The organism is Yaniella soli (assembly GCF_054782375.1).
The window spans coordinates 12,994-36,172 of sequence record NZ_BAAGSP010000029.1 but is presented as its reverse complement, the minus strand read 5'-3'; the positions used below and the strand labels follow the sequence as shown (position 1 = coordinate 36,172).

Genomic DNA, 23,179 nt, shown 5'->3' with positions numbered 1-23,179 from the left:
GTCACTGTTACTGGATGGTCATCCGGGTGTTACCCGGTCGTCAGACCGCTGTTTCCCGAAGCCCAGACAGCTGTTACTAAATACACGCTCAGAACAAGTCACGGCGGGGCTGGGGATTGCGCTCATCCCGCGTCTGGCGGACTTGCCCGGAAGATATCCGGTTCGTCGTGTCCAGTTGCAAGACAGCGCAGTCCCGACCAGGTCCATCATCGTCGCGTCTCGTGCTGGAGGTAGACAAGATCCCGTCATTGCTGAAGCACTCGATATCTTAGACGAGCTGGCCTCCACGGCACGACGAGCGATTACCACCCCACACCCGACCGACTAGTGGATACTACGTGGCCAGATTACTGCTGCAAATGCGCGTAGCTGTCTACGAAGCGTGCATACTTATGTTCGCCGCAGGTATATGCGTCGTATTTCGCTGGATTCTCCTTGCTGACGCAAACATCAAGCGGTTCAACGATCGCGTCATAGTCGAGATCCATGAAAAACGGAATCGAATAGCGTTCTTTCCCGCTGGTGTTGACTACACGGTGCAGCGTTGAGGTGTAAAGATCATTGGTGAGGGTCTGTGCGAGGTCACCAACGTTGATCACGAACGTACCGTCGACCGGTGGCGCGCTAATCCAAGCGCCTTCTCGGTTGCGAACCTGCAGTCCGCCGACGCTGTCCTGCGAGAGAATGGTGAGGAAGCCGTAGTCGGTGTGGGCACCGATACCGATCTCCTCCTGGGATGCGGTTGCGTCTTGTGAAGGGTAGTGCAAGAGACGCTGGATCGTAATTGGCTTCTGTTGCTTCTGCTCCAAGTAATCTTCCGGTAGCCCCAAGCTCACTGACATCGCGCGGACGAGATGGCGTGCCAAACCCATCATCGCAGCGTGGTACTCTTCTGCGATTTTTTCGAACTCGGGGTAATCCTTGGGCATCAAATTTGGGCCGAAAAATGGGGAGACCTCGTCCTGGTGTTCGCCAAAATCGAAGCTCTCTTTGTAATCCCGAGTGTTCTCGGGGTCCACGTTCTCGCCGAACGTTGGGACGTATCCACGCAGCGTTGGGCCAGAATTGGCCACGTTGAGTTGCTGCTTTTCTTCATATGGAAGATTGAAGAACCATTCAGTTGCCTCATACATCCGCTGGACGAGTTCCTGCGGAATCCCGTGGTTCTTCACGTAGAAGAAACCAACTTCTTCGCAGACACGACCGATTTTCTCGGCAACTTCGTGCAGGTCAGACCCATCGACCAGCGGTGCAAGGTCGACGATCGGGATTTCGTCGAATGCGGTTTGTTTACTGGCCAGACGTTCGGCAGTAATCGATGTCATGAAAGATCCTCCTCGGTTGGAGTCTCAAAATATTTCGCGACCATCGCGATACATCAATATCCAAACACAGGAGGTTGGAAAAATTGATCGAATGGTTTTGGAACAGATCATGCAAAAAAGTTGCATGATCCCATGACTCCGTTCGTGGCATAGGGGTGCAAATCTTCGCCGTGATAGCAGTCAGCCATCGTCATTTTGACATCAATAGAATTTAGGGTAAAGTAGTCTCTCGTTGCGCACAGCGCGGCACACCCATGGGCTATGGTGTAATCGGCAACACAGCGGTTTCTGGTACCGTCGTTCTAGGTTCGAGTCCTGGTAGCCCAGCGAAATTCCTGCAAAGGAATCTCAGCCCGCTTCCATTGTTTGGTAGCGCGGCCCCATCGTATAGAGGCCTAGTACGCCGCCCTCTCACGGCGGTAGCGCGGGTTCGAATCCCGCTGGGGTCACATTTGATCGGCATGCATTGGAGACAATGTATGTCGATTTTTGGTTAACCCGTAGGTGCATTTATGGGCTGATACGAGTCGCATCAGGCATGCAGGCTCGGGTCGCCAGCAATGGATGGTGAGGCCCGTTCCATCACGGGGTCTGTGCGTAGTCGCGCGCTTCCTGCGAATATAGAACGTGATAGCAGGGCCAAGCAGGCCATTCTTTGATCGGGTCAATCATGACATGCTGTGAGGCTCCGTAAGCCCTGCTTGCCGATGAATCAACTTCCGACTTGGATCAGTCACACTCGCATGACATTATGCAGCTGATGAAAACGCCGACCCGAGAGTTCTCGGTCTCCATCGTCGCGGTGACTCATGATCGAGGTTAAGAGCAATAAGCCGACCAGGTAGTGATGTTATCGGATGGTCGCGCCGTCTCAGCAGAATGAGTAGCACCTGAGTCGGTGTAAAATTCCGGCTCTCATGCGCGCTGACAGTCAAACGGATGCAGACAGGAAAGAAGCGGTACCCATCGGTGGGGTACCGCTTCTTCTTCGGGCAGCGTTATAGCGCTGAGCTGTTATGTGTGTTGATTGTCGTAGGGGTTGGTTGCTGACCTGCCTGATCGGTTTCGGTATGCAGCAAACGCGGATAGGGCAATCAGTGCTGCTCCGACCATCCAGGAATTCATTATCGCGGTACGTTCCTCTATGTGTGCGCCAAACAATCCCGAGAGAACGACCGCGGCGCCCAACAACCCTTTCACAAACTCAGCCAGGGTCGAGGATGCCGTGGTTCCAGCCCATAAGGATGCCACAACCACCAAGGAGCCTAGTGTTACGAACAGAACAACAGGGGCTCCCTGGATCCATAGCGGTGCTAGGGCAAAGTAGACGCCGAGTAAAACGCTGACCCAATCTTGCCAGGCACCCCAGCGCCGTCGGTTTCCCATAACCGCTTCATGGACCATTGGATGTTTGATCGTCCCCGGGGACCCCGTTTTAACGACCGTGGAAGTAGTTTTTGATTCTATGGGTGAGTTAGCGACCCTCGCCATTATCATCGCCTCCCAAATCTACATAAAGCGTGTTTTGCGATTGGCTTTTTAATCAATGGCGCTACTACCATTGTAACGCTATTGCTCCAGCGTCACTATGGGAAGTGGCCCGGAGATTGTGTCTCTGACATTTCAGTAGGCATAACGCTTGGGGTGTGAACTGTCCCAGCATTCTCTTCTGGTCTTGGATCATTTACAAGGTGCTCTGATTGACTAGCTCGAATTCGGTGCTGATATCGATACGGCCATTGAAGAGTATTCGCGTTTAGAACACGAATACTCACACAAAGTCATCTCCACTGAAGAGGTTGGCTTCGATGCAGAAGCAAGCTAAACTGCTCAACTCAGCCACGGTAGTCTGTGTAAGAAGCGAGTCTTGAGCCCGCCAACTCAGCCGGGTAGAGGCTTCTAGTATCCTGGAACGCATGCCCTCTACCCATACTGAAGACATATCCGTCGGCCAGCTTGGCGAAGCCGGAATCTTGGAACTGCTCAACGCGAGTTTCTCTGCTTATGCCACCGGTGAGGGCGTATTGGGGCCCGGCGACGATGCTGCGATTATCCCAGCACCCGCTGGAAACTTCGTCATCTCGACTGACGCGATGAACGAGGGCCATCACTTTTTGCGCCACTGGCCCTCGGGTATCCGAGATAGCGGGTATTCCACCGGTTGGAAGCTTGCCGCTCAGAATATCTCTGACATGAATGCCATGGGTGCCGTGACCTCAGCGATCAGTATCTCGTTGGCAATGCCGAAAGATACTCCAGCAGACTGGGTATCACGCTTCGGCCAAGGTGTTGCCAATGCCTGCCGCTGGCTAGGGGCCCCGCAAACGATTATTTCTGGCGGAGATCTCACCCGCGCAGAGTCGATCTCGACGGTCATTACGGCAACGGGCAACCTCGTGGGTGACGCCGCGCTTCGCACAGCAGGTCATGATGTCGACGGCTTTCATCTCATCCATACGGGCAATGTGGGTACTGCGGCGGCTGGGCTGATGGTGGCACAGGCAGGCGATGTGCACGATCTGTCCCGCGAAGAGCTGCGCATGCTGCGGCTCTTCTTCCGGCCACGACCCCGGTTGGATCAAGGTCCCGCAGTTGCAAACAGGGTCTCAGCAATGATGGACATTTCCGATAGCCTGCTCACGGATGCTGACCGTCTAGCAGCGAGCAACAAACTTTATGCGGCAATTGACGACGCCTGGGTAGATGCCAAGGCGGCACACTTGCAGCGAGTTGCTGAGAAAAATGATGTCGACCCCCGGGATTGGGTGCTCACCGGGGGAGAAGACTACGGGCTGTTAGCAGTACTGGACCCCGATCTACCGGTGCCCCACAGATGGGAAATCATCGGAAAATTAACCAACAAGCCGCAAGATCGGCCGACCGTAACAGGATGGGACCATTTCTAGCCTCACTTACGCCTGGGACGGCTGAGCTACTCGGATCATCTCGAATTCGTAGTCTGATATAGCTCGCGATGTCGGCAAAGGCATTCCATATGCTGGTGTGCCGTAGCCGTGAGTTTGTCAGTTCTCGTGGTTCTAATATTCGGCCCGAGAATGGCTAGCACAACGACGAAGAGGTTATCGCGGTCTTTGAAGTGGCTACCTACAGGACGCCTCTGCGTCGGTGAGGATCTGGCGGTCTTCACCGTGGGTAATGATAAATCTTCCAGCGAGGTCCGCCGTTGCCGAGATGTGCATATTGTCCAGGTGCAGGATTCGCAATGGTTTAGTCATCGTAAAGATCGGCGGCGATCTCAGCAGTGAGGTTGTCTGCCATCTCGGCCATTCGGTGTCCGTCATGCCGTCGAACCTCGACAGCTGGGATGCGGTAGTGGGTTCCAACTTTCTCGGCATGAAGCCTACCGTCTTTTGCCATTCTCCAGACTGTGGTCTTATCGAGGCTGAGCCGCGCGGCGGCTTGCGAGGTGGTCAGCATTTCGCGCTCGAAAGAGACTTTGACGTATTCTCCACGTTCGGCAGCTTCCTGGGCGCATTCAACGAACTCAGCAATCCACTTGGGCATTGATGACAGGGGCTGATCTAGGTGATGAGAGCGGATCTGGTCTTGGGGTGGTCTGAGTTTTAGGACCAGGTGATCTAAGCGGCTACCGGGGTGTTTTGTTCTTCCCACATCCGCGCATAGTCACTGGGACTGTGGTACTCCAGTGCGGAGTGAGGGTGTTGGTGATTGTACCGGTGTGACCACCATGTGATGGCGTACCGGGCTTGGTGTGTGTCTTCGAAAAGGTTATCTTCCAATAATTCATCTCGTAAGCGGTTGTGGAAGGACTCCACGAACCCGTTATGCCACGGCTGACCTGGTGGGATAAACGCTGCAACCGCCTGCTGCTCATCCACCCAGTCACGGAGTGCTCGGGCGATGAACTCTGGGCCGTTATCCATCCGCATCACCCGAGGTACGCCACGCTCTAGTACGGCGATATCTAGCATTTCAATCACCTGGGTGGCAGTAATGGACCGATCCACCCGGAAGGCGAAATGCTCCCGCGTATACTCATCAATTCCGTTACAGATCTTGATGGCTTTGCCGTGATAATCCGAATCGAACTGGAAATCCAAGGCCCACACATCATTCGGGCGCCGCGCAGGCTCAGTACGGGGCACTGGATCCACGGGTAGGGTTCGCTTGGTCGCCTTGCGCGGGTACACGCGTAGACCTTCTTGACGCCATAACCGGCGGAAAGCATCCCTCCCCACTGCATAACCGGCTTGGGTGGCTTTGCGCCAGCCACGCCGGTAACCCCACCGGCGGTGAGTATCAGCAAACCGGTGCATCCAGACCCGCAGATCCGCGTACTTACCTGTCTGGCGGGCGTTGTCGGGTTGATTTTCTAGCTTTTTGGTGCGGTTATAGGTTGATCGAGATAGCCCAGCTACACGACAGGCACAACGCTGGGAGAACCCCAGCGTGATGAGGTGAGCCACAGCATCATACCTGCGAGCTGGGCTTAGAAGTTTCCCTCAGCCAACTCCCGCAACGCTGCCTTCTCTAACTCAGATTGGCCCAGCAGGGCTTTGAGTTTCTCGTTTTCCTCCCGCAACTTCTTCAAAGCCTTGGCCTCATGACGGTCCATATTCCCGTATGTACGCCGCCATCGCGACAACGTGGCCTCACTGACCTGCAGCTCACGGGCAACTTCACCATTGGTTTTGCCTTCGGCTTTGAGTTTGTCAGCTTGTTCTAGTTTGGCAACAATCTGCTCAGGGGTGTGCTTAGAAAATTTCTTCATCATCTACCATTCTTCCAGCCCCGAAGGGCAAATCAATGGCAGACGCTCAAATCATTTGGTCCGGAAAAACCAGCCCACACCAGTCTGGATGGAATTCTAAATTTTCCATAGGCTTATTATATAACCTTTATGCAATGTTATACAGGAATATCGTTGCACGTTTGGTGCCTCTGTGTGGCGTTCATCAGTAGTCAGCGTCCCTGGCTGGCCCTCAGGTCGAAATAGTGTAGAAGTCAATGTTCTGCTGTGATGCGGGCAAGCACTCGACTGCAATTATCAGGGGAGTGACGCTCGTTTAACCGTCGTGTTCGAGCATCTTGCTCAGCCGCGAGGCCGCGGTCATTACGGTCGAGCCGTGATAGCGCCCCGGGTTTCGGGTCAAGCGTTCGACGGGTCCAGAAATAGAGATGGCAGCAATCACCGGTCCCTGCCCATTGCGTACTGGTGCAGACACGGATGCGACGCCGAGTTCACGCTCACCAACGGATTGGGCCCACCCCCGACGACGCACCGAAGCTAACGTGGCCGATGAGAAGGCCGCCTCGTGCAAACCTCCGGCGAGTGCCTGATGATCCTGCCACGCGAGCAGGACCTGCGCCGCGGAGCCGGCTTTCATTGAAAATTCGCTGCCGACGGGAATCGAGTCGCGAAGCCCAACGGGGCGTTCAACCGATGCGACGCACACGCGAGTCTGACCGTAGGCGCGATAGATCTGTGCAGACTCACCGGTGGTCTCACGCAACCAATTCAACACAGGATCAGCCAGAGCTGTGATGCGATCCGTGCCCGCTGCGGTCGCGAGCTCGTTGAGCCGCTTCCCGAGGATATAGCGGGACGACTCATCGCGACCGACAATGCGGTGATGGATCAGCGCGGCAGCAAGACGGTGCACAGTCGGACGAGCGATGCCCGTAGCCTCGACTAATTCGAGCAGGGTAGCGGGACCTTCCTCAAGGCGAGACAGGATTTGTATGGAGCGATCAATGACGCCAACGCCTGAAGGACTGTCCATCACATTGCACCTCGAAAATTTCAAACTGTGATATCGTCGTCTCACCTATTGAGACATACTTGACGTATGCTTGGCAAATTCGGCACCAAAGTGAAACATTAAGAATACGAGTCATTGGATCGGAAGAAAGTAGGAACAACTCGATGAGTACGCCACGAACATTGGCAGAAAAAGTGTGGGCAGACCACATTGTTGTTGAAGGTGAAAAGCAAGGTGACGTTCAGACACCGGACTTGCTCTACATTGACCTACACATGGTGCACGAAGTGACCTCCCCGCAGGCATTCGAAGGCCTGCGACTCGCAGGACGTCCGGTGCGCCGTCCCGATCTCACCATTGGCGTTGAAGACCACAACGTGCCGACCATGAACATCAACGAAATGATTGCCGAGCCAACCTCACGCAAACAGGTTGATGCACTGCGTGTCAATGCTGAGGAATTTGGCATCCGTCTGCACTCGCTGGGCGACGCCGAACAGGGCATTGTCCACGTGGTTGGCCCACAGCTTGGATTGACTCAACCAGGCACCACCGTGGTCTGTGGAGACTCGCATACCTCGACGCACGGCGCCTTCGGCGCGTTGGCCTTTGGTATTGGTACTTCAGAGGTCGAACACGTCCTGGCGACCCAGACGTTGCCCATGACGCCATTTAAGACCATGGCCATCAACGTAGAAGGCACGCTGAAGCCGGGCGTTTCCTCGAAAGACATCATTTTGGCTGTGATCGCCAAGATCGGAACCGGCGGTGGGCAGGGCTATGTACTGGAATATCGCGGTGACGCTATTGAGCAACTGTCCATGGAAGCCCGCATGACCATATGCAATATGTCCATTGAGGCAGGCGCTCGTGCCGGAATGATTGCCCCAGACGAGACGACCTTTGAATACCTCAAAGGTCGTCCGCACTCGCCAGGAGGTGCACAGTGGGATGAAGCCGTCGAATACTGGCGGTCACTGCGTACCGATGATGGTGCGAGCTTCGACCACGAAATCACTATCGATGCCGACACGCTGGAACCATTTGTCACCTGGGGCACGAACCCGGGTCAGGGTGTGTTCCTATCCGACGCGGTGCCAACGCCCGACTCCTTCGATGACCCCGCCGAGAAGGCTGCAGCTGAACGCGCGTTGGAGTACATGGATCTTCAGGGCGGCACTGCCATGAAAGATATCTCAGTCGACACGGTCTTCTTGGGTTCGTGTACGAACGCACGTATTGAAGACCTCCGGATGGCTGCGGCCGTGATCCAGGGACGAGAAAAAGCCGAAAACACTCGCATGATGGTCGTGCCCGGTTCCATGCAGGTTCGTTTGCAGGCCGAAGAAGAAGGCCTGGATAAGATCTTCAAGGACTTCGGCGCAGACTGGCGTTTTGCCGGCTGCTCAATGTGCTTGGGTATGAACCCTGATCAACTGGCACCGGGCGAGCGCGCCGCGTCGACGTCCAACCGCAACTTTGAGGGACGTCAAGGCAAGGGTGCTCGTACCCACCTCGTCTCACCGGTCGTTGCTGCTGCAACCGCCGTGCGAGGTACATTGTCCTCGCCCTCTGATTTGGGCATGCACGACTTCATCGTTGCCCCGGCTTAACCTGCACCCACGAGACGAAAGAGGCAATTTCTCATGGCAATAGAAAAATTTGTAACGCACACCGGTGTGGGCGTTCCACTGCGTGAATCCAACGTTGATACCGACCAAATCATCCCCGCGCACTTCCTGAAGCGCATTACCAAAACCGGTTTCGAAGATGCGCTGTTCTCCCGCTGGCGCACGGATGAGGACTTCATCCTCAACCGTGAACCCTATTCGAACGGCACGGTCTTGGTGACCGGTCCAGACTTCGGTACCGGTTCCTCTCGTGAGCATGCAGTCTGGGCACTGCGTGACTACGGTTTCAAGGCCGTTATCTCGGCACGATTCGGCGATATTTTTCGTTCCAACGCCGGGAAACAAGGATTGGTCGCGGCGCAGGTTGAGCAGTCGGACGTCGAACTGATCTGGAAAGAGCTGGAAAATAATCCAGGAGCGGATGTCACGGTGGATTTGGAGAATCGCTTGGTGGAATGCGGGTCGATTTCGACACGCTTCCAAATTGATGACTACACCCGCTGGCGGCTGATGGAAGGCCTCGATGACATCGGCCTGACATTGCGCAACCAAGAAGCCATCGATGCGTTCGAGAAGACTCGTCCGGGCATTAAGCCCACCACGCTACCGGCCAAACTCTCAGAGGTCTAAGCTTCGTCGCTTACAATAGTGGCATTGCCAATTTTTCAGCGCATCACCATCGGTGTGTGAGCAACCTCGTGCTTCGAGGTATGGAGGGTAGAAACATCAATGTCTAATGTGTTGACCATTCACGGAGGAAAACCTCTCAACGGTTCTGTTGCCGTACGCGGTGCCAAGAACCTGGTCCCAAAGGCGATGGTAGCTGCCCTGCTGGGTTCCAAACCATCGGTGATTCGCAACGTCCCAGAAATTAAGGACGTTGAAGTAGTCACCGGCCTGTTGCGTCTCCACGGCGTCGTCGTCGAACACGACGAGCAAGCCGGTGAGATCTACATGGATCCAACCGGTGTCAAGACAGCGAACAACGCTGAAATTGATGCCTTTGCCGGTGACTCCCGCATACCGATTCTGTTTTGTGGGCCCCTCATGCACGCCGTGGGTGGCGCATTCATCCCAGATCTCGGTGGCTGTAAAATTGGCGATCGCCCCATTGACTACCACTTAGACGTCCTGCGTCAGTTCGGTGCAGAAGTCTCGAAAGAACCAACCGGCACCTACATTCGCGCACCCCACCGGCTCACCGGTGCCAAACTCGAGCTCCCATTTCCTTCCGTGGGGGCTACCGAACAGGTGCTGCTCACCGCGGTGAAAGCCGATGGGATTACCGAGCTCAAAGGTGCGGCTGTGGAACCAGAGATCCATGATCTCATCCATGTCTTACAAAAAATGGGCGCCATTATTACGGTCCAAACTGACCGCACCATTTGTATTGAAGGTGTACCGGAACTGGGCGGCTATAACCACCAGGCCCTCAACGACCGTAACGAAACCGCCTCCTGGGCGACCGCATCGTTGGTGACTGACGGTGACATCTTCGTCGAAGGTGCAACTCAGCGTGACCTGACGGCATTTTTGAACGTTTACCGCAAAATCGGTGGCGAATTCGAAGTTAGTGACAACGGTATTCGCTTCTGGCGTGGTGGAGTCGAGCTCAACCCGCTGGTGTTAGAAACCGATGTGCACCCGGGTTTCATGACCGACTGGCAGCAACCACTGGTCGTCGCGCTGTCACAGGCTGATGGTGTGTCGATCGTCCATGAGACCGTCTATGAGAACCGTTTCGGTTTCACCGACGCGCTGGTTCGCATGGGTGCCTCCATTCAGTTACACCGCGAATGCTTGGGCTCTGTTCCGTGCCGTTTCGGTCAGCGCAACTTCTTGCACTCCGCCGTGATCTCTGGGCCAACGACGCTGACCGGTACCGACTTCAACATCCCAGATCTGCGTGGCGGCTTCTCCCACGTCCTGGCAGCATTAGCAGCCGAAGGCACGTCCAACGCCAGCGGTATTGACATCATCAACCGCGGCTACGAAAAATTCTTCGAAAAACTCGTGGGTCTTGGCGCCGACGTAGAAATGTCCACCAACTAACGCCTGGAGTTTCCAAGACGTGTCCTATTCTCTGGGTCAACGCGCCGTATATTTCGGCGCGGCTTCCATAGTACGCCCGCTCAACATGATGCTGATGCGACGGGATTGGCAGGGACAAGAGAACCTGCCCGATAGCGGTATGATCCTCGCGGTGAACCATATATCGGATCTTGATCCGCTGCTTGTTGCCCACATGATCTATTCCAGCGGACGTATCCCGCACTTTCTTGCCAAGAAAGAACTCTTTGACGCAGCGGTGATCGGCCCAGCGCTGACCAGGCTCAAACAGATCCCGGTGGATCGTGCCGGGCGCAGCGTCGATTCTTTGAAAATGGCTGAAAAGGTGCTCTCCGATCACGGGGTTATCATCGTCTATCCCGAAGGCACGACCACCAAAGACCCGGACATGTGGCCACAAGTTGGTAGGGTCGGCATGATACGCCTGGCACTGTCCACGGATGCACCGGTGATCCCGGTGGGCCAGTGGGGTGTTCATGAGACACTGCCCAAAGGAGATAAGTTCCCCCAGGTGTTCCCACGGCGCACCTCGAGTATCAGAATCGGCACCGAGAGTGATCTCGAGTGGTTGCGAGCCATGGAGCAACCCAGCCTGAAAGATCTATCGGTCGCCACCGAACAGGTGATGTCAGAAATCACCGAGCTGATGGCACCACTGCGCGGCGGTACGCCGCCCGAAACACGTTTCAACCCGGCAAAAAACCGCTAAGGAGCGCCAATGACCACCGATCATGTAACCGTGGCCATCCTTGGTGCTGGGTCATGGGGGACCACCTTTGCCAAAGTCCTGGCCGATGCCGCCATAGAACGCGACGAAGCGATCACCATTCGCCTGTGGGCGCGCCGCGATGAAGTGGTTGACGACATCAACACCAACCACACCAATACCGAATATCTCGAAGACATTGTGCTGCCCGAAAGCATCACGGCCACCGCCGACCCGATCGAAGCCGTGACCGGTGCCGAATTGGTCGTGGTCGCTGTTCCGGCACAACAGGCGCGGCCGACGCTTGCTCGCGTCAAAGATGCGCTGGATTCCCAAGCCATTCTCGTGTCGTTGATTAAGGGCCTGGAGCAATCCAGTCAGGCGACCATGTCGAAGGTGTTCGCCGAAGAACTCAAGCTTCCTGCAGAACAATTCGTCGTGGTCTCCGGGCCAAACCTTGCCAAAGAAATTGCGCGGAACGAACCCACCGCCACCGTGGTGGCCTGTGAACACGAAGCCACCGCAGAATGGGTCGCCGCGATGACGGCCTCAACGTACTTTCGTCCCTACCGCAACACCGACATCCCCGGGGTTGAACTCGGGGGAGTCGTCAAAAACGTGATCGCCCTGGCCGTGGGACTCACCGATGGTCGTGGCTTCGGGGACAACTCGAAAGCCTCGATTATCACCCGCGGTCTGACAGAAACCACCCGTTTGGCCACCGCCCTGGGGGCAAATCCGGACACACTGGCTGGTCTGGCAGGGCTGGGGGATCTGGTGGCCACCTGTGCGTCACCGTTATCGCGCAACCGCACCGCGGGCAAACTCTACGGCGAGGGCCACACGACCGAAGAAGTCATCGCCACGATGCGTCAAACGGCAGAAGGTGTGAAATCCGTGCCAGCCGTGGTCACCCTGGCTCATACCTGCAATGTCGAAATGCCCATCGCTGAAGCCATCAACGCCGTGGTGGCCGGCACCATCGAAATTAATGACATCGCCCAGCTGCTGCTTGGCCGTGATCTGAAACCGGAGGCACGACTGTGACAAAGAACGTTTTAGTGCTGTTCGGCGGGCAATCGCCCGAACACCCCGTATCCATCGTGACCGCAGCCGGTGTCCTCAACGCGCTGGACATCAACCACTACACCCCGATCCCTGTGGGCATCAACCCCGACGGCGACTGGGTGCTGGCCGGCACACACCAGCCCGCCGGCGGCGAATGGTCGGTTGCCACTCTGATCAACGAGCAACCAACCGCGGTCACCCACACCACAGCACTGTCAGATGAGCTGCCAGAAGTGCCGGCAACCAATCGCCCGGTCGCGCTGCGCAAAGTCAACTCCGAGACCCAACTCATCGATCTTGACGGTAACATCATTGCCGTCATCGACGTGGTCTTCCCGCTGCTGCACGGCCCCAACGGTGAAGATGGAACCGTTCAGGGCGTCTTTGAAACCTTGGGCATCCCGTACGTGGGAGCCGGTGTGCTCGCCTCGGCGGTAGGCATGGACAAACACTTCATGAAGATCGCCTTCCAACACGCCGGCCTGAAAGTCGGCCCCTGGGTCACCATTTCCGATGCCGCGTGGCGCAGCAATCGTAACGGCATGCTGGACGAAGTAGCGAAGCTCGATCTGCCGCTATTCGTCAAACCCGCCCGCGGTGGCTCCTCACTGGGCATCCGGCGGGTAACGATGCTCTCCGAGCTTGAGGACGCGATCGAATACGCTCGCCAGTACGACCCCAAGGTCGTCGTCGAAGCAGGCATCTTGGGTCGGGAGATCGAATGCGGTGTACTCGATGGCGCTAACGGCGCCGAGCCCAAAGCATCCTATCCGGGCGAAATCGTGGTGACCGATGACCTAGAATTCCAGTTCTACGACTTCACTTCGAAATACCAGTCAGCCGATAGCGCAGAGCTCTCCTGCCCGGCAGATCTGCCGGCCGACGTCACCCAGATGGTGCGCGAGCAGTCGGTGCGCGCGTTTCAGGCCGTCGATGGGGCAGGGCTTTCCCGGGTCGATTTCTTCTACACCGATGACGAGGAGCTGGTCATCAACGAGATCAACACGATGCCCGGGTTCACCCCGATCTCGATGTACCCGCAAATGTGGCAGCGCACCGGCATTGAATACCCGGAGCTCATCGACACGCTGTTAGAGCTCGCGCTGCAGACCCGTTAGGACGTCGGAGCGGCCGCAGCATCTTCGGGCACCGTACCGGCTGGAATATCCTCGAGATCCTCCTCACCGGGGACAACTTCGGTGTCGTCAGGATCCGTGCACGCGCCTTCCGCGGGGATACGAGTCACAGCGTTGCCGACGTCGACCATCACCGAGGACGATGAGATTCGCTCGCCGTCAAAGAGTACTTCCATGGCCGGGTCGCGACCATACGTGGTGATGCGCCAGTTGGTGCCTTCCTCGGCCACAACCCAGTCGACACCATTGGCACCAACACACTCATCGGTGGTCGGGCCAGGAACCGGCACACCGCAGCGGAACACTGCCACCGCCGGTTCGCCCCAGGCAGCCGTGGATTGCGTATCGGTCCGGCGACGCTCATGCCCGGCAATCTCCTCGGGCATCGCCACCATCGCCTCGGCACACTCCGGGTTCGTCGCATCCGGGGCGATCTCAATATCAGCGACCAGAGAGGTACACGCCGTCAGCGTCAGACCACTTATTGCAGCCAGTGCCGCACCACGGAGCACACGGGATTTTTTTGCCATACCCACAACCCTAAAACACATCTGTGACCAGGCTTTGCTGTTTTCGCCCCTGGCGGGCAAGCCCCAAAAACTCCACCCGGACTTCGCGTGCCAAACGTGACACGGTCGCCGCACGATACTATGGTGGCATGTGACCTAAGCCCTGTGAGGCAAAAACGGAATGAACCAAATATGACTGAAGTGAAGCAATACCCTCCAAGCACCGATGCTCCAACGGACCACGGGTCGGCCAAGCTTATCTTCAACTGGTTAAAGCTTGCCGAGTCCGCACTTGGCAACAACTCCGATCGGCTCAACGCCATCAATATTTTCCCGGTTCCCGACGGGGATACCGGATCGAATCTCTATCACACCGTGGCAGCCGCAACGCGTGCGCTCGAAAACGTCGACGAAGACGCCAGCGTGGGTAGAGCACTCAATGCCGCTGCAAGTGCCGCACTGGACCATGCCCAGGGCAACTCCGGCACACTGATCGCCGTGATGCTCAACGCGCTGGCCGAACCACTCAACGACGCCTCGCGTCTTACCGCACCGCTGCTCTCGTTGGGACTGCAACGTGCCAGAGCGGCCGCTTGGGCCGCGCTGTCGGATCCTCAAGAAGGCACCATGTTGACCATCTTGGATACCGCCGCAGCTACCGCGAGTAACTACCGAGGTTCCATCACCGAACTTCCTGAAGACTCCCAAAATTCGCGCAAAACCCTCGGGGAGATGTCCTCGCGGATCGTCGAGACCGCCTGGATGGCCGTCGAAGAAACCGAGAACCAGCTGTCCCAGCTCACCGAGGCTCAGGTCGTCGATGCTGGCGCCACCGGCCTGCTGTTAGTGTTTGACGCGCTGCGAGCCACCATCAAGGGTGAATCGCTAGACCCAGATATCTTGGACTCCATTCATGGCTTCCATATGGCCCACCCGCATGTCCACGAAGACATGGATGTTGCAGAAGCCTATGAGGTCATGTGCTCGGTGCAGTTGACCCCGCTGGATGCCGCCACCTTGCGCATCGGTCTCAACGACATCGGCAACTCGGTGATCATGAGCCCGGTCAACACCGAAGAAGATGGCGACGGCACCATCCGGTGGCGCGTCCACGTGCACGTGGCAGAGCCAGAAGAGGCCATGCAGCTCATTCGCCCGCTGGGTTCGACCGAGAACTTGGCCATCACCCCGCTGCACGACGACACCACGGTGGATCCATCCTGCAGTCCCGATGCGGAAGCCAGCACAGAAGAACGCAACTAGTGGACCCGCTCAACCAGCCGCTAGCGCCCTTACTCGGTCACAAGACCGCTGAGCAACTGGCCAAACACCTCGGGCTCACCACCACCGGCCAGGCGCTGAACTACTTCCCGCGCCGCTACATCGAACGCGGCGAACTCACCGCCATCACCCAACTCCCACTCGGTGAACAGGTCACCGTGATCGCCCGGGTACTGTCCGCCAGCAAACGCCAGATGCGCACCCGCCGCGGCTTCCTCGTCGACGTCACCGTCTCGGATGAAACCACCGACAGCGCACTGCCCGGCACCCTATCAATGGCGTTCTTCAACGCCGGGCTTGCCCTGAAAGAACTCAAAGTCGGCACACTGGCCATATTCCACGGCAAAACCTCCAGCTACCGTGGCGAACTGCAACTGACCAACCCCGACTACACCGTCTTGGACGATGAACACGAGCACCTCGAAGCCGATCTGTCGCCCATGCCCGTCTACCCGGCCAAAGCCAAAGTGCCCACCTGGACCATCCGCGCAGCGATCGACACGGTACTTGACGCAATCAACTGGCAAGCAATCCAAGACCCCGTCCCAAAAGCTTTTCTCGATACCCTCGCCAAGCTGCCAGACCTCGCGACGGCCTACGACCACATCCACCGGCCCCAAGAAGTCAGCCAGGCCTATGCTGCGCGCCGCAGATTCGCCGCACAAGAAGCACTCATTCTTCAAACTCTGTTGGCCAGACGCCGACACCGCAACCGCAGCACCGTTGGCTCGACCGCGTACACACCGACCGACGACGGTGTCCTAGCCCACCTGGATGCCCAGCTGCCCTTTGAACTCACCGCAGGACAACACCAGGCGGGTGCAGAAATTGCCGCAGAACTCGACTCGACCCAGCCGATGTCACGGCTGTTACAAGGTGAAGTCGGTTCGGGCAAAACCTTGGTCGCGCTACGCGCCATGGCCCAGGTCGTGGACGCCGGGGCCCAGGCCGTCATGGTGGCCCCAACCGAGGTGTTGGCCGGACAGCATTATCGGTCCATCACCAATACGCTGGGCCAATTGGCCACAGCCGGGCAGTTGACCTCGTGGCAGGGGCCAGCCACCGAAGTCGTGCTACTCACCGGCTCCATGACACAGGGTCAGAAACAAGAAGCCCTGTTGAAAATCACCACCGGCCAGGCCGGGATTATCATTGCCACCCACGCGATCTTCTCCGACAACGTGCATTTCGCCGACCTTGGGCTCGTCGTTATCGATGAGCAACACCGGTTCGGGGTGGACCAACGTGAAGCCCTGCGCCAAGCCAGCCCCGGTGTGCACATGCTGGTCATGACCGCCACACCGATCCCACGGTCGGTGGCCATGACGGTCTTTGGGGATCTGGATGTCACCGTGCTGCAAGGTCTGCCCTCTGGTCGCAAGCCAGTCACCACCCACCTGGCACGCATGGCTCACGGCCCGCAGATTATCACTCGGGTATGGGAAATCATTGCCGAAGAAATCGCAGCCGGCCACCAGGCCTTCATCGTGTGTCCAAAGATCGATCCATCAGACACCACCAATGCCGAAGACGCCGACGACTTGGCCTCGGATGCCCATGCCGCCAACGTGGTGGAGATCAGCGAACGACTTGGCACGATGCCGGTCTTTGCGAACGCGCGAGTTGCCAGCCTGCATGGCCGCCAAGACCAGCAGACCCAAGACGAGATCATGCAGCAATTCGTTGCCGGCAACTTCGACATGTTGGTGGCAACCACCATCATTGAAGTCGGTGTCGACGTGCCCAACGCAACCGTGATGGCGATCTTAGACCCGGAGTACTTTGGGCTGTCCACCCTGCATCAGTTGCGGGGGCGTGTGGGCCGTGGTGACGCGGCGGCCCGCTGTTTCTTGGCCACACGGCTGCCGGATGCCCATCCGTCGCTGGATCGACTGGCGGTGATCGAACGGACCGAAGATGGTTTTGAAATTGCCACCGCCGATGTGGAGCAACGCGGTGAGGGAGACGTGCTCGGTGCCGCCCAGCACGGGTACGGCAGTCAACTGAAGGTCCTAAAGGTCATCCAGCACGCGAACCTGATTAGTGAAGCGGCGACGTGGGTCGATCAGGCGCTTGCACACGATGAACAGCTCAGCGATTATCCGCAGTTGGTCGAAGCGGTCCAAGCCTGGGAGACTGATCACGAAGACTCTTCCGACTACCTAGAAAAGAACTAAGCCATGTCGAAAATTGTTGCCGGCCAAGCCGGGGGACTGCCACTGAAAGCCGTGCCCGGCTCGGGCACTCGCCCGACGACAGAGCGGGCCAAAGAAGCAGTCTTCTCATGGCTGGAATCGCGCGACTGGCTGGCAGAAAACGCGGTCTTAGATCTCTACACCGGCTCCGGGGGCCTTGCCGTTGAAGCGGCCTCTCGCGGTGCCGCGACGGTCACCGGGGTCGAATCGGCACCCCCACCCTCCCGAGTCGCCGAACACAACGCCCAGATCCTCAACGACGCGCTGGGCCGTGACGTTGTGACGATTAACCAGATGCGGGTGCAGCGGTTTCTAGGCATGACCGATCCGGCGAGCTGGGACCTGGTGCTGGCCGACCCACCGTATGACATTGATGAAGACGAACTGCTGGCCATGATCGCCCAGGCATTCACGGTGTTGATGGACGATGGGCTCTTCGTACTCGAGCGACCCTACAAAGCAGCGGAGCCACACTGGCCCGAAGGCGTGTATGTGGTGGATGCTCGCCGATATGGCGAAGCCATGGTCTATTTCGTACGCCGTGAAGGTTACTAAAATTTTCACGTAACAACGTGGTTGGACTATGGAAGCCCAAAATAAAATCAGATACATTGACAGTCATGCAACGTGCAGTATGCCCCGGCTCATTTGACCCTGTCCACAACGGCCACATCGAGATTATCGTTCGAGCCGCCAACCTCTTCGAGGAAGTGGTGGTGGCCGTATCGAATAATCCGGCCAAGAATTATCGCTTTAGCCTCCAAGAGCGCATGGATATGATCACCGAGACGGTTCGCCATATCCAGGGCATTGTGGTGGTTCCCATGGAGACCGGACTGTTGGCAGACTTCGCTCGCGAACAAGGTGCACAAGCGTTGGTCAAAGGCGTTCGCAACTCCACGGATCTCAACTACGAGATGCCGATGGCGACCTTTAATCGGCACCTCTCCAGCGTTGAGACCGTCTTTTTACCGGCCGACTCCCGCTACCAGCACGTCTCCTCAACACTCGTCAAAGAGATCGTGGGACATAAAGGCGATATCTCAGACTTTATCCCCCACGCCGTGGAGCAACGGTTCGGCCTGCGCTAACATCAAACCCGATTGAGTTCACGTCGGTTGAACCCGACCAGACCCACGAGCAGGGCGGCCACGCCAATGGCTGTCAGCATCAGGACCGGAGCCCAGGCAATATCTTCCACGGGATACTCTGCCAAGTGACCGAACACGTTGAGATCTATGACGAACTGTGGCAACTCGAGTAGCCCGCCAAAGGTACTCATCACACCGGCAAAGCCCACGATCAGCCACCCGATTCCAGCGGCGGCTCGCGGGAGCCAACCCAGCAACAGCGTCACGATACCAACGGTTGCCAAAACGGCGGGAGCTTGCATCACACTCGCCACGAACAGCTGACCGAAATATTGTCCGGCGTCGTGTTCTACGGTCAGCACTGCTCCCACACCCATACCGAGACCGACCAGCTCCAGCATCACAAACACCCCGACAATCACCACGGCAAGGTGAGCGCCAAACCAGGTGGTGCGGTGCGTCGGGACGGAGAGTGCGTATTCGGCCCGGCCGCGATGTTCTTCACCTCGAATCTGTTGCAGTGAACTGACGCTCGCTGCGGCTACGAACACTGCGATAAACAGTGCCATGTAAGACATATAGCCCACCATGAGGTCTTCACCAGCAAAGATCTGGCTGAGTTCTGCGGGCAGGCTATCGCCGGCCTCGAGCATGGTCTGGGCGTAGGAACCGAACATGAATGCGACCAGGACCAAGGCGATACCCCAGCCACGAAGCCCACCGCGCAGGGTATGTGTAGCCAACCCCAGGGGTGTGCCCAACCAAGGTTGTGCTTCGCGTCGGCCCAATCTGGTTGGCATCAGACTGGCACCGAGGTCCCGCCGTGTGGACAGCCAGAAGCCCAGCGCCGTGAACACAACTGCGCCCGCGACCAAGAACAGTAACGGCCACCACCGGTCATAAACAAACGGTGCCGTCTGCTGTGCCCACGCCAGTGGTGAGAACCAGGACAGTGCTGAGCCACCGAATTCAGCCATATCCCCGGCCATGCGAACCACAAAAGCAAGCCCCAGTAAACCTCCGGCGAAAGCCGAAGCGCCCCGTGAGGACTCCGTGAGCTGTGCCGCAACGGCGGTAGCACCCATAAAGAATAGCCCCACTGCTAACCCGCCAGCGGCGACCAACAGCGAACCGTGCATCGCATACCCTGCGGTGAGCGCTGCAACCCACACAAGGACAGCAGCGACCCCATTGATAGCGGTCGTCAGGAGTACCGCAGAGGTCAGTGTCGCATGGCGGCCCACCATATTGGCGCGCACCAGCTCTGCCCGGCCTGTTTGTTCCTCAGCGCGAGTGTGTCGTACCACAGTGAAGACACTGCACAGTGCGATCAGGAGATAGATATACAGCGCATAGCCCGAGGCGAAGAACCGCTCGAAGGTTGGCGCATCCATACCGTAGCCCGGACCGATCATCATGCGCCCAACAGGATCGGCGTAGAGCCCGGCAAGGCTCGTCAAACTCTCTGGGTCTTCCGCGATAACTTGCACCGCCTGGGCAAAATAGAAGCCCATGACACCGATACCAGCTACCCAGGCTAGCGTTCGGATGCGGTCGCGCCGCAGCATGAATCGCAGCAGCATGCCGGTACCGGTCAGGCTCGAATAGCTGGGGGCATGGGAAGTTGTTGTAGTGCTCGAACCATGTGACATGTCAAGACACCTTCTTTGTGATCATTTCATCGACACCGCGGGCGGCGAGGTCGTCGCCGTAATGACGCATAAGCAGCTGTTCTAGCGTTGGGGGATGAGCCTGGATCGAGCGGATCTGCAATTGGGTCAGCATCTCCATGACCTGCTGGACGTGATCACCGTCGACCTCGAAGCTGGTGTATTCACCGTGCTGACGCAGATCGTGAATGAATGATTGCTCGGCTAGCTGGTCAGTTGATCCGACGGCGTCGACTTCGATGGTGGTCCGGGTCATGTGCCGCAGGTCAGACAGCGTGCCAGATTCCACGATATGGCCGTTGCGGATAATGGAGATGCGGTCAGACAGTGCTTCGACCTGGGCCAGAATGTGGCTGGAAAGTAAGACAGAACGGCCCTCTGCTTTGACTTCGCTGATGACTTCTTGAAAGACCGCTTCCATCAGCGGGTCCAGGCCAGCGGTTGGCTCATCCAACAGCAGTAAGTCGACATCTGACGCCAAGGCGGCAATCAGCGCCACTTTCTGGCGGTTTCCCTTGGAGTAGGTGCGGGCCTTCTTTCGCGGATCGAGATTGAAGCGTTCGATGAGCTCTTCACGACGCTGCCGGTTGCGATGACCGCGCAATCGCAGGAACATGTCGATCACTTCGCCGCCGGTGAGATTGGGCCACAGTTCAACATCACCGGGCACATAGGCAAGCCGCTTGTGTAGCTCCACCGCATGCGTCCAAGGATTCCGACCAAAGACCTGGACTGTGCCAGCATCGGGGCGTAGCAACCCCAACAAAATGCGCATGGTGACAGACTTGCCGGCACCGTTGGGGCCGAGGTAACCATGAACCTCACCCGGGGCGATATCCAGATGTAAGTCGTTGAGTGCTTGGACCGGGCCGAAGGATTTCTCCAGCCCGTGAGCATATATAACTGGTGCTGCGTCGGTCATGACGAAGTCCCTTCTGTGTGGTGTTGAGTGTGCTGGTTCTGGGAGTGCATAAGCTCCTCGTACATTTCAGCGTTGAGCACCGGTTGGGTGTATAACTCCAGGACCGCTTCCATATAGGGAGCAATACTTTCGGGCGAATCATCTACCGGGGAGGCGCCAAGATGACGCTTCATCTGGCGGTGCAATATCAAGGAGCCAAAGGCCTGGAGCAACATGATGACGGCGCGTCGACGCGGCTCTGCGCTGGGATAGACCAGGCCGAGTGCTTCGGCCTCGGCAGTGTATTCCAAGGAGTCGTCTACGAGTTTGTCGAACAGAGCATCCATCTCTGGGCCACCTGCTGCGAATGCGCGCAAAAAATACTTCAACAGGTGCCGATGCGCCTGGAATATCTCGAGCGCATAGTTGCGTGGCATGGGTCCTGACATATGGACGGCTTCAGTTTTGGTCTTGCGGTGCTGTTCGGCGACATATCTGTCGCAGGCTTGCCGTAGCCCAGCACTCGACCCGAAATGATGGATCACCAACGGAGCCGATACTGCCGCATGCTGCGCAATATGTTTCAGCGTCACGGTGTCGAATCCATATTCGCCGTACAGCTCGACGGCTGCCTCAAGAATTCTGTGTCGAGCATCAGGCTCGGGTACGTCAGGATTGAGCTTTTCTGTTCCGCAGTAGTGGTATGCCATCTGCTGTGTCCTCTCGCAGTCCCACCGGGCTGAACCCGCGTTCAGCGTTCGTCTTCGCAGAATAGTTGAACGGCTGTTCAGCCGGCAATAGGGCTGAACGCCAGCGGTGATTCGTTCAAAGATTCGGTCAAGACGACGGGCTTGGAATACATGCTGCTCTGTACCGGTTATACAATCTGCGGCAATTTTGAGTTTGCCCAATTATCAATTAGGGTAGTGGGCTGGCCTTGACTGAATTTTGGTGACGCCAGAATATTCATGCATCCGGTATAGACCGGCAACGTATTAGACTCTTTATATGAGCAAACCAGGAGGTGGAGCTCATGTCAGAAACGACAATTCAATCAGGAGTACCATCTCCTGATGCAGCAAAACCGTGGGTCATGTCGGTCACCGAGTTGATCGATAGTCCAGGTGCTTCAGAACATACTGAAATCACCTGGCCGGCCCCCGCTGAACTCTCGGTTCCTCTCCTCGGAGTTGAACAAGGATCAGCAATGCAGGTGGATGTTCGACTCGACTCAGTCCACGAAGGCATTTTGGTATCCGGCACCGTTGACGGCACGCTCACAGGGCAGTGCTCACGGTGTTTAGATCCCATTACTGAACCGGTCACCATTGATATCCAAGAACTGTTCCAGTTTGAGTTCGATCCCATGGTTGAAGAGGACGAACAACACATGGTGGAACACGGCTTGGTCAATATTGAGCCGATTATGCGCGATGCGCTGGTAACCTCGTTACCGTTCCAACCCCGGTGTTCACCAGACTGCGAAGGCCTGTGTGATCAGTGTGGCATCCGTCTTGAAGAAGCGGAACCAGATCACCACCACGAACAGCTGGACCCACGTTGGGCTGCATTGGCTAACTTTGTTTCGGACAATACGTCCGAAGAAACTTCATCTGAAAATCCCGAGCAACAAGAAAAGAGATAACAGTGGCTGTACCAAAACGGAAAATGTCCCGTTCAAACACACGCTCACGTCGTGCCCAGTGGAAAGCTACCGCTCCGAAACTGGTGAAAGTCGTCGAGAATGGCAAAGTAGACTACCGTCTGCCACACCAGGCACACGTTGTATCAGACTCGGCCGGCACTCCACTCTTCATGGAATACAAAGGCCGCAAAGTCGCAGACATCTAAA

At 57.1% G+C, this 23,179-nt stretch carries 23 protein-coding genes, 2 tRNA genes and 1 pseudogene; 16 read left to right on the top strand and 10 right to left on the bottom strand.

All coding sequences use genetic code 11. From position 1 onward, the window contains the following. Positions 1–328, top strand: a pseudogene (locus ACYVJT_RS12895) (hypothetical protein); the annotation flags it as partial. 19 nt (positions 329–347) lie between these two features. On the opposite strand, the gene ACYVJT_RS12890 reads toward ACYVJT_RS12895, so the two are convergent. Then, the gene (locus tag ACYVJT_RS12890) at positions 348–1,325 is read right to left on the bottom strand and encodes an isopenicillin N synthase family dioxygenase (RefSeq protein WP_343959659.1); all 978 of its coding nucleotides are present in this window, start codon (positions 1,323–1,325) and stop codon (positions 348–350) included. 255 nt (positions 1,326–1,580) lie between these two features. On the opposite strand from ACYVJT_RS12890, the gene ACYVJT_RS12885 reads away from it, so the two are divergent. Then, a tRNA-Gln gene (locus tag ACYVJT_RS12885) sits at positions 1,581–1,652 on the top strand. A gap of 49 nt (positions 1,653–1,701) precedes the next feature. Beyond that, positions 1,702–1,774 (top strand) — tRNA-Glu (locus ACYVJT_RS12880). Positions 1,775–2,339: 565 nt separating this feature from the next. On the opposite strand, the gene ACYVJT_RS12875 is transcribed toward ACYVJT_RS12880, so the two are convergent. Beyond that, positions 2,340–2,711: an SPW repeat domain-containing protein gene (locus ACYVJT_RS12875; RefSeq protein WP_343959661.1), complete on the bottom strand. Its 372-nt coding sequence runs from the start codon at positions 2,709–2,711 to the stop codon at positions 2,340–2,342. A gap of 530 nt (positions 2,712–3,241) precedes the next feature. On the opposite strand from ACYVJT_RS12875, the gene ACYVJT_RS12870 reads away from it, so the two are divergent. Continuing rightward, positions 3,242–4,231, top strand: coding sequence for a thiamine-phosphate kinase (locus ACYVJT_RS12870; protein ID WP_343959663.1), 990 nt, complete (start codon positions 3,242–3,244; stop codon positions 4,229–4,231). Between the two features lie 195 nt (positions 4,232–4,426). Here ACYVJT_RS12870 and ACYVJT_RS12865 read toward each other — a convergent pair whose 3' ends face one another. From ACYVJT_RS12865 to ACYVJT_RS12850, 4 genes are all read right to left on the bottom strand, one after another. Continuing rightward, complete coding sequence (locus tag ACYVJT_RS12865; RefSeq protein WP_343959665.1) at positions 4,427–4,561, bottom strand: hypothetical protein; 135 nt, start codon at positions 4,559–4,561, stop codon at positions 4,427–4,429. Further along, positions 4,554–4,850 (bottom strand): helix-turn-helix domain-containing protein, encoded by a 297-nt coding sequence (locus ACYVJT_RS12860; RefSeq protein ID WP_343959667.1) that lies wholly within the window; start codon positions 4,848–4,850, stop codon positions 4,554–4,556. Before ACYVJT_RS12860 ends, ACYVJT_RS12865 begins: the two co-directional genes overlap by 8 nt. 74 nt (positions 4,851–4,924) lie before the next feature. Next, positions 4,925–6,081, bottom strand: a protein-coding gene (locus ACYVJT_RS12855) for an IS3 family transposase (protein ID WP_343959669.1) whose coding sequence is annotated in 2 segments (ribosomal slippage) — positions 4,925–5,811 and positions 5,811–6,081 — 1,158 coding nt in all. Because the reading frame shifts where the segments join, the coding sequence is not laid out codon by codon here. Between the two features lie 292 nt (positions 6,082–6,373). Next, positions 6,374–7,090, bottom strand: a complete 717-nt coding sequence (locus tag ACYVJT_RS12850; protein WP_343959671.1) for an IclR family transcriptional regulator — start codon at positions 7,088–7,090, stop codon at positions 6,374–6,376. Between the two features lie 143 nt (positions 7,091–7,233). Between ACYVJT_RS12850 and leuC the strand changes: the two genes are divergently transcribed. The 6 genes from leuC (at position 7,234) to ACYVJT_RS12820 (ending at position 13,662) form a co-directional block, all read left to right on the top strand. After that, positions 7,234–8,682, top strand: a complete 1,449-nt coding sequence (gene leuC / locus ACYVJT_RS12845) for a 3-isopropylmalate dehydratase large subunit (RefSeq protein ID WP_343959673.1) — start codon at positions 7,234–7,236, stop codon at positions 8,680–8,682. A 39-nt stretch (positions 8,683–8,721) separates the two neighbouring features. Next, positions 8,722–9,330: a 3-isopropylmalate dehydratase small subunit gene (leuD, locus tag ACYVJT_RS12840; protein WP_343959721.1), complete on the top strand. Its 609-nt coding sequence runs from the start codon at positions 8,722–8,724 to the stop codon at positions 9,328–9,330. A gap of 99 nt (positions 9,331–9,429) precedes the next feature. Then, positions 9,430–10,752, top strand: a complete 1,323-nt coding sequence (gene murA, locus ACYVJT_RS12835; RefSeq protein ID WP_343959675.1) for a UDP-N-acetylglucosamine 1-carboxyvinyltransferase — start codon at positions 9,430–9,432, stop codon at positions 10,750–10,752. A 19-nt stretch (positions 10,753–10,771) separates the two neighbouring features. Next, entirely contained in the window at positions 10,772–11,479 is a 708-nt protein-coding gene (locus tag ACYVJT_RS12830) for a lysophospholipid acyltransferase family protein (protein ID WP_343959677.1), read from the top strand. Positions 11,480–11,488: 9 nt separating this feature from the next. After that, the gene (locus ACYVJT_RS12825) at positions 11,489–12,523 is read left to right on the top strand and encodes an NAD(P)H-dependent glycerol-3-phosphate dehydrogenase (RefSeq protein WP_343959679.1); all 1,035 of its coding nucleotides are present in this window, start codon (positions 11,489–11,491) and stop codon (positions 12,521–12,523) included. Next, on the top strand, positions 12,520–13,662 hold the full coding sequence (locus ACYVJT_RS12820) for a D-alanine--D-alanine ligase family protein (protein WP_343959681.1): 1,143 nt from the start codon (positions 12,520–12,522) through the stop codon (positions 13,660–13,662). Before ACYVJT_RS12825 ends, ACYVJT_RS12820 begins: the two co-directional genes overlap by 4 nt. Here the strand turns inward: ACYVJT_RS12820 and ACYVJT_RS12815 are convergent. Beyond that, a complete protein-coding gene (locus ACYVJT_RS12815) occupies positions 13,659–14,210 on the bottom strand; it encodes a DUF3515 family protein (protein WP_343959683.1) in 552 nt (183 codons plus the stop codon). The two genes, ACYVJT_RS12820 and ACYVJT_RS12815, sit on opposite strands and share 4 nt — an antisense overlap. Positions 14,211–14,381: 171 nt before the next feature. On the opposite strand from ACYVJT_RS12815, the gene ACYVJT_RS12810 reads away from it, so the two are divergent. From ACYVJT_RS12810 to coaD, 4 genes are all read left to right on the top strand, one after another. After that, complete coding sequence (locus ACYVJT_RS12810; RefSeq protein WP_343959686.1) at positions 14,382–15,452, top strand: DAK2 domain-containing protein; 1,071 nt, start codon at positions 14,382–14,384, stop codon at positions 15,450–15,452. Further along, on the top strand, positions 15,452–17,647 hold the full coding sequence (locus tag ACYVJT_RS12805) for an ATP-dependent DNA helicase RecG (RefSeq protein WP_499418456.1): 2,196 nt from the start codon (positions 15,452–15,454) through the stop codon (positions 17,645–17,647). Before ACYVJT_RS12810 ends, ACYVJT_RS12805 begins: the two co-directional genes overlap by 1 nt. A 3-nt stretch (positions 17,648–17,650) precedes the next feature. Further along, entirely contained in the window at positions 17,651–18,220 is a 570-nt protein-coding gene (locus ACYVJT_RS12800) for an RsmD family RNA methyltransferase (RefSeq protein WP_343959690.1), read from the top strand. Between the two features lie 65 nt (positions 18,221–18,285). Continuing rightward, positions 18,286–18,756: a pantetheine-phosphate adenylyltransferase gene (coaD, locus tag ACYVJT_RS12795; RefSeq protein WP_343959692.1), complete on the top strand. Its 471-nt coding sequence runs from the start codon at positions 18,286–18,288 to the stop codon at positions 18,754–18,756. A gap of 2 nt (positions 18,757–18,758) precedes the next feature. On the opposite strand, the gene ACYVJT_RS12790 is transcribed toward coaD, so the two are convergent. Genes ACYVJT_RS12790 through ACYVJT_RS12780 form a run of 3 tightly spaced genes read right to left on the bottom strand, consistent with a single transcriptional unit; the run spans position 18,759 to position 22,037 of the window. After that, positions 18,759–20,408, bottom strand: a complete 1,650-nt coding sequence (locus ACYVJT_RS12790; RefSeq protein ID WP_343959694.1) for an ABC transporter permease — start codon at positions 20,406–20,408, stop codon at positions 18,759–18,761. A 1-nt stretch (position 20,409) separates the two neighbouring features. Beyond that, positions 20,410–21,348, bottom strand: coding sequence for an ABC transporter ATP-binding protein (locus tag ACYVJT_RS12785; protein ID WP_343959696.1), 939 nt, complete (start codon positions 21,346–21,348; stop codon positions 20,410–20,412). Further along, positions 21,345–22,037 (bottom strand): TetR/AcrR family transcriptional regulator, encoded by a 693-nt coding sequence (locus tag ACYVJT_RS12780; RefSeq protein WP_343959698.1) that lies wholly within the window; start codon positions 22,035–22,037, stop codon positions 21,345–21,347. The genes ACYVJT_RS12785 and ACYVJT_RS12780 overlap by 4 nt, the downstream gene beginning before the upstream one ends. Before the next feature lie 323 nt (positions 22,038–22,360). On the opposite strand from ACYVJT_RS12780, the gene ACYVJT_RS12775 reads away from it, so the two are divergent. Further along, positions 22,361–22,972: a YceD family protein gene (locus ACYVJT_RS12775; RefSeq protein ID WP_343959701.1), complete on the top strand. Its 612-nt coding sequence runs from the start codon at positions 22,361–22,363 to the stop codon at positions 22,970–22,972. Between the two features lie 2 nt (positions 22,973–22,974). Then, positions 22,975–23,178, top strand: coding sequence for a 50S ribosomal protein L32 (rpmF, locus tag ACYVJT_RS12770; RefSeq protein ID WP_343959703.1), 204 nt, complete (start codon positions 22,975–22,977; stop codon positions 23,176–23,178). Position 23,179 lies beyond the last annotated feature (1 nt).